This window comes from Rhodococcus sp. MH15, assembly GCF_019266045.1.
Classification (GTDB): Bacteria; Actinomycetota; Actinomycetes; order Mycobacteriales; family Mycobacteriaceae; genus Rhodococcus_F; species Rhodococcus_F qingshengii.
The window spans coordinates 1-1006 of sequence record NZ_LPNP01000001.1 but is presented as its reverse complement, the minus strand read 5'-3'; the positions used below and the strand labels follow the sequence as shown (position 1 = coordinate 1006).

1 protein-coding gene and 1 pseudogene are annotated in these 1006 nt (G+C 60.3%); one reads left to right on the top strand and one right to left on the bottom strand.

Translation table 11 applies throughout. The features are described from left to right. Nucleotides 1-128: 128 nt before the first annotated feature. A pseudogene (locus tag ATN37_RS00010) lies at nucleotides 129-431 on the top strand (transposase); the annotation flags it as partial. Here the strand turns inward: ATN37_RS00010 and ATN37_RS00005 are convergent. After that, entirely contained in the window at nucleotides 352-561 is a 210-nt protein-coding gene (locus ATN37_RS00005; RefSeq protein ID WP_166503019.1) for a hypothetical protein, read from the bottom strand. The pseudogene ATN37_RS00010 and the gene ATN37_RS00005 overlap by 80 nt on opposite strands. Between the last annotated feature and the right edge of the window lie 445 nt (nucleotides 562-1006).

The window sequence follows — 1006 nt, the reverse complement described above, 5'->3', positions numbered from 1 at the left end:
GCGCTGTTCCACAAGGGCAAGCTCCTCGAACGACCCGTCGAGATCACCCCGGAACCGTCACCGGACACGCCGGTATCCGAGGTCGCCTGACACACCTTAATCCACAGAATTTGACGATTCCTCTCCGCAATCCGGGCCGCTTGAAATCGGAATCATCCTTCGCTCACCTCTGCGGAGTAGCACCGATTCCCGCTTCATCAGGAAAGACCACTCGTCACCGACTGCATCGTGGCGGCGACCGACGCGCCAACCAAGCACTTCACACCGGCGCCATCGTCCGCCTCCGATACAGCGACAACGCCCGCTCCTACGTGCAACGTCGCACGTCAGAGGGAAAATCGATGCCCGAAATTATCCGCTGCCAGAAGCGCTACCTCGCCCGAGAAGTCTCCACCGCACTCCGACGTGACTGCCGCGCACTGACCCCTTGACGTCTATAGGAGCGTCCTTTGCGACCTCCCGCAGGGCGTCCTTCTCCAGTTCGGCGTCGGCGAGGAGTCGTTTGAGTTTGCCCTGCTGCCCCCGCAATTCCTTGAGTTCTTGCGCTGCGTCGGTATCCATGCCGCCGTACTGTTTACGCCAGTACGGCGCTGCCGACACCCCTCGGGTTCGCCGGCGATCTCTTCCTGGGTTTCCCCGCCGCGGTGAGCTCGTCTGCTCGGCGCAACTTGCGCGCGATGTCCTCTGCGGAGTTCCTCTTCCGTCCAGCCATGTTCCTCATCGTCCTATCCGCCCACGTCACGGGCAACAAGACTTAAAACACGATGGCCCCGTTCACTGCGGACATGCCATGACCTCTCATGAAAGATTGAGGATAGTTGACCGCATTTTAGCTTGCTCTCCGATGGCCGAAAGAATGATCGACCCTTTCGCGCGGCGACTGAGGAATCGTCAAATTCTGTGGATTAAGGTGTGTCAGGCGACCTCGGATACCGGCGTGTCCGGTGACGGTTCCGGGGTGATCTCGACGGGTCGTTCGAGGAGCTTGCCCTTGTGGAACAGCGCA